The organism is Robinsoniella sp. RHS (assembly GCF_001029355.1).
GTDB classification, from domain to species: Bacteria; Bacillota; Clostridia; order Lachnospirales; family Lachnospiraceae; genus Robinsoniella; species Robinsoniella peoriensis.
In genome coordinates, this window is the sequence record NZ_JNGB01000191.1 from 1 (window position 1) to 5,799 (window position 5,799).

General features: G+C 44.6%; 2 protein-coding genes. Both read right to left on the reverse strand.

What is annotated here, in order from left to right; translation table 11 throughout:
- Positions 1-2,496: alpha-galactosidase (locus tag RHS_RS27965; RefSeq protein ID WP_395023618.1), on the reverse strand; the 2,496-nt coding region annotated here is incomplete at its 3' end.
- Between the two features lie 104 nt (positions 2,497-2,600).
- Positions 2,601-5,799 (reverse strand): glycoside hydrolase family 98 domain-containing protein (locus RHS_RS27970; protein ID WP_047835036.1); only part of this gene is annotated, 3,199 nt, incomplete at its 5' end.

Here is a 5,799-nt window from a genome sequence, read left to right on the forward strand (position 1 = left end):
CGCCGTCATTACTTTAGCAGGAACTTCTTCTCCTTTGATGTAAGTCAGCCTGTCAATATCAATTACCGGTGTCTCACATTCTATTTTAATCCTGTGGGAAGCTAAGTCCAAGCCGCTGATTTCAAACAATTTAATATTTATTCCAGGTTCTCCCATGCATGATACGGTCTTGACATAGGTTCCGTCAATATATATCCGTGCATTACCAAAGTTAACGTCGTGCTGTCCATACCAGGCAGCACCTGTTCCATAGAATGCCAATTCTACAGAAGCTTCTGCTTCTTTCGTATAACGGGCTCCTCCTCCATGGTATCCGTCATTTTCTTCCCTTACCCAATCTCCTGTATATACCAGTTCAGGATCATCTTCCTCTACTGTTACCGTCCCCTCAGGATCCGGTACAGGTCCAGGTCCATCCGTATCCGGTTCGCTGATTTCTACTGCTTTTACCAGCAAATAATCGCTGAAAGGGTAAGAAAATACAGCATTGCTAATGGTTACATTTGTGGCAACTACCAGATTATTTACATAATCTACGATGCGGTACAGCTTTCCGTCTTCCAGCCCTTTTAATTCGATATCCGGGTTACCGGACGGACGGTACCGGTTTCCGTCTTTATAGAATGCATAATACATGACTCCGTCTTTATCCACCGTATAGGTTTCATAAGGGTCATATCCGTAACTGTACAAATCCCCAATAAATGTCCCTTTATGCAATTGGTTTTCCTGAGCAATTTTAAGCCATTTTGCATACTCCTCCTCTTCCCAGCCTGACAAGTCACGTTTTTCAATCAGTATGGCTCCCGTTCCTATGGTTGAAGGATACCAGACTTCATTATGATCTGTCGTAACAGGGAAATAATCACCGCATAGTGCTTTATATGCCTTTACCCTTCTCCTTGTCTGATCCACAGAAGTGGGATCGGCAGTAGGCACCTGGGTTACATAGGGCAGAGAGTAATAATCCTGTGGCGTTCCGCAGTTGCATAGAAGGTGAAATGCATCCGGGTCATTTGCTGTCATAGCCTCATAAACTGCCCGGTAGAACACAGCCTGCTGTTCTGTGGATTCTTCCGGGTATGCATGGTGATGGTCCTGACTGTAGCACTTTGGAAGGCTCCATACATAATCACTTTTAAATCCATCAAATCCCCATTCATTCATAGCACGGTTAATAAAATCAACCTGGCTCTGTACTGCCCCTTCTGACAAAGGACACAGCGCATAACCGCAGCTTCCCAGAAAACTGTTCCACTGTCCCGGTCCTGCCAGCTTCCCAAAGCTTCCGTCCTGGTTTTTTATAAAATACTCCGGATGCTCTTTAAATAATGCGCTGTCTTCCCTTCCACCGTCACAGGGGCGCCACCACAGTACTGCAGTCATCCCCCTTTCATGAATTGCATCAGTCAGACGCCGCATGTCCGAAGAACCATTAGGAAGCTTCCAGTTGTTCAGCCCCCATTCTCCTGCGGCATTATACCAGCCATCATCCAGGGTAATCTGTTTGATTCCCATCTCTTTTAACTCGTCCAGCTTATTGATAATCAGTTCCACTGTCCAGTCAAATTCCCATCCCCAGCTCTCCCAGCGGAGATCATAGCTGCTTTCAGGAATCTGTTCCCGGGAGAGTGTGGTAAATCCTATCTGCTTCATACCATCGGCGTAACCCCGCAGCCCCGAATAATAGTCGCCTCTGTGTACATTGACAAAGCTCTGGCTGATTTCTGTTTCCCTTTGGGTAATAACTGCACCTGGATGTTTCACGGACACATAAGCGGTACCATTCCTCTCGTTTACCGGCGTAGAAAGCTGTCGCCGGGTCACACTGGCATCACCCACCGTAATACCCCCGTCTTCCCCGTAGATATCCGCCACCGGAATACCTGCCGCAGTTTGATCCTGTAAGTTTTCCCTATAGAAGCTTTCACCATCCGACAGATCTATTTTCTGTAAAGTATCGTATCGGCTCTGGGCCCCCTCACCGCCGCCATTGTAACTCCAGACTGTATCTGAGGGATTATCCAGGCTGAATCTGCTGTCAATAAATTCGTCTGCATCTACCTCTTCTTCTGCCCTATAAGAAGTGCTGATATGGAGCAGGCCTTTTACCTCATCTACCGTCTCAATGACTACCGACCGCTGAATCCCCCTGCCGCTGGAAATGGAGGTGATTGTCATCCGGCTGCCGGCTCCCGCAGCTCCGGTTACATTTTCCTGTACTTCACATTGAAAGTCTGAAAAGTCTGTTACTTCCTCCCCACCCACCACTGGATAAGAGACCTGCGAGTTCCTGGTCATAAAAGCAGTATTGCCATCATCCTCTATACAGGATAACTGCACCGTGCCATCTTCCTGAAAAAACGTCACCGATACCCCGTTTCCGGTTATTTGTGCCACCTCCCTTGGCGAGGCTTTCACCTCTAATCCGTTCCCGCCCAATGTACCTGCAAGCATTAGAAGTGCTCCCAGCATTGCAAAAGTTTTATTCTTCATCGTACTTTTCCTTTCTGATATTCAGACACGATTCAGCTACAGCCGGACCAGATAGCTTTTCTACTATTCAAGTCCGGCTGTGTATTTAATTCATTTGACTATTTCTATTTCGCTTTTACGCTGATATCTGCACTGTAACTGCCTGCAATATTTTTTTTGCCAGATTTTTTGTAAGCCTTTACTTTATAAGTATATTTCTTATTCTTTTTCACATCTTTATCTTTATAAGATAATTTACCGGCCTTTAGTTCCGCTGCCTTTCTCCAGGTCTTTCCTGTCTTTTTCATTACCACATAGCCGGAAGCTCCGCTTACCTTTTTCCAGGATATAGTCACAGATCCCCGTAAAACTTTGCTCTTGGCAACAGGTGCTGCCGGAACGGCTTTTTTGGTAATTGTCCGATTCTGGCTGTAAACTGTTTTGTGATCAATTACTTTATAGGCTTTTACGGAAAATTGGTACTTGCTTCCCGGAGTGGTCTTTTTATAAATATAAGAAACCGTTGCATTTCCTTTTATATTCTTTACGGTTGACCATTTGCCTTTATTTTTGACCTGAATAACGTAGCCGTCCGCATCCGCTGCTTTTTTCCAGCTAAGCTTAATATTCTTAGACTGATAAGGTACAGCCTTTAATGTTAACCGGACAGACTGAAATTGTAATTGTGCCAGGCGGGTTTCTGCTGCAGTTAAAACCGAATAATTTTTAACCAGGTTTTTCTGTGCAGGAGTCAGTTTGTTATATGCATTACGCGCTTCTTTTATAAGCGCTTCACTGTTCAGAGTTACCGTTTTGATCCCGTTGATCTGGTTTATCACAGGCTCTGCCGCGCGGGCATCCAATTCTGCCTGAGCAGGCAGCTTCTTCAACCCGGCAATTGCTTTCACCAAAGCGGCTGTACTTGCATCAACCTGCTGCTGATCCGCTTTTTCATTATCTGCCACTGTCTGAGCTGATTGAATGGCATCTGCCAGCACTTTATAAGTATCCGCTGTATATAAGGATGCATTTATCCCTTTTGCTTCTTTTAACTTACTCAGTAATTGCTGCTTATCCGCTTTTATTACTTTATGAACCACAAAATTAACCCACCCATTGCTGTCTATGGATATTTTGGCTTCCTTTGTTGCCGGGTCATAGGTGACCTTTGGAGTGCTGTACTGATTGTGGTTATTACCGGAATCATACATTCCGTCTATCACTTCAATTACCGGCTCCTCTTCCTGATTCGTCAGGGTAATTACAGTATTGCGGAACTGCTCATCTCTCCTTGCCCCATCCGGCATATAATTGTTCAGCAGATACTTAGGCCACAAGTCGTTATTATCCGAATCCCAATGCTGTGTCTCTCCCGGCCCGGTAGCAATATATCCTTCCCAGATATCATCCTTATCAACAAGGAAGTTATTCAGATTTACCTTATAAGCATTGTCTTCCTCTTTTAACAGAAGATAGGTGTAGTTATCATATTCCACATGAATATCGGTGTTGCTGTCATTGGTGGGAAGGGTTACTTCCTGTCTCATCTCCTGCTGCCATTTGCTATTGTATGTATACCAGGTATTATCCAGTTTGTACGCATATCCGGTACCGGTATAAGTCTGAGGATAAGCTCCATCAAACAGCTCTTTTAGTTTTTCAGGTGAATTATAGGAATTCCTGATATCGGATTTTGTCAGTGTCAGAATATTTCCGTTCTTCTCCTTAAAATCTTGTATCGCTCTTGGAATAATGGATGGCAATATGCCGTACCTTCCTGTAGTCTGGGTCATGAAGGTTTTTTCATCTCCCTGTTTCCCCCCATCTCCGTACAGGGTGCCTACCACATTCCATCCCATGGAGCCTGCAAAGTTATTGAGAGATCCATCTGTGCTGTCATAGGCGATTTTAGTTTTCGTCAGCATTTCTTCCTTATCCGGTATTTTTTCATTCAGCATATAATCAACTGCTTTACTGATCGCATGATTATATACGGGTCCGATCTGGTTACGGATACCGGTTGAATTAAACGGATGTTCAAAGGAATACACCGTAGCACCACTCATAGACTCCTGGATCATACGCATGGGATAGAGCAGTTCCGGAAATGCAAATGCACCTCTGCACTCTTCCGGTCCATGGCTTCCAATACTTCCGTCCGGATTTTCATAGAGCTTCCAGTAACCCTCGATAAACCACATCCAGGAATCGATCAGGGAACCGTAATTATCGCACATATCGGAAAGCCAGGCACCATAGGTGACGCTTTCAAAGGAATTATAGCTTACGTTTGTGCTCCATGCACTTGTTGTTTTCGACATCAGAATAAGATTCTCTTTGTTTTCTTTTGCCGTATTGTAAAACCGTTCATTATTGATAATTGTCTCAACAGAATCGCCCTCATCGTTCATATCTGCAACCCAGACATACCCGCCATACTGAGCGGCCAATTCAATTTTATCCGCTATTTCGTTGCTGAGCCTTGTACGATTCCCTGCACTGTGAAGCTCGGAATATGCAGTTCCCATAAAATATTCAAAGTTCTGGTAATACTCTGCCACCTTGGCATTTGACAGATAATTACTCGTAAATGAGTTACCAACCATAACAAAGAACGGGATATGGTTTTCCTCTGCAAGTCTGGTCTGTTCATCTAAAAATTCCATATGCCCCGGATAATCTACATTCAGGTAATACCCAGGATGGATGACAATTGCAGAGTATGGCTTCTGGTTCTCCGGAAGCTGATTCCAGAACGTAACGATATCATGTCCGCCCTGAATTGGTCCCGGGGTAGCTTCTGAGGGGTTCATTTCCCTTGCCATGTGATGAATGATCAACGGATGCTCATTGTCTATGGTCATTCTGAGAGCCGCTTTTCCCATTACATCCACCGGTATTTCCTTTATCAGGTCTTTGCTGGTAACGGTAAGTACAGCAGATCCGATTCCAATTCCCGCAACAGTTAATCCATCGCTGACTTTTACGATCTCCTCATTGCTGCTGACCACTTCCACTTCCTGATTATACACATGTGCAGTTCCCATTAGTACATCAACACTCAGGCTGGTAGTTTTTCCAACCTTTAAGGATATTGTGTCCGGGTTTACACTTAAGGTATCCGCCTTTACTTCACTGGTATCCCCAGTATATTCAAACGCATCCACCTCAATATAGTTCTGATACTGTATCTCAGGTCCTACCGCTTCAACACGGAGGGTATGCTCACCAAAGGGAATTCCAACCAGCGTATAGAGGTCTTCCTGCATTACTGCTGTCCCTGCTGCATTTACCCTGTCTATTTCTTCTCCATCCAGGTAAAGC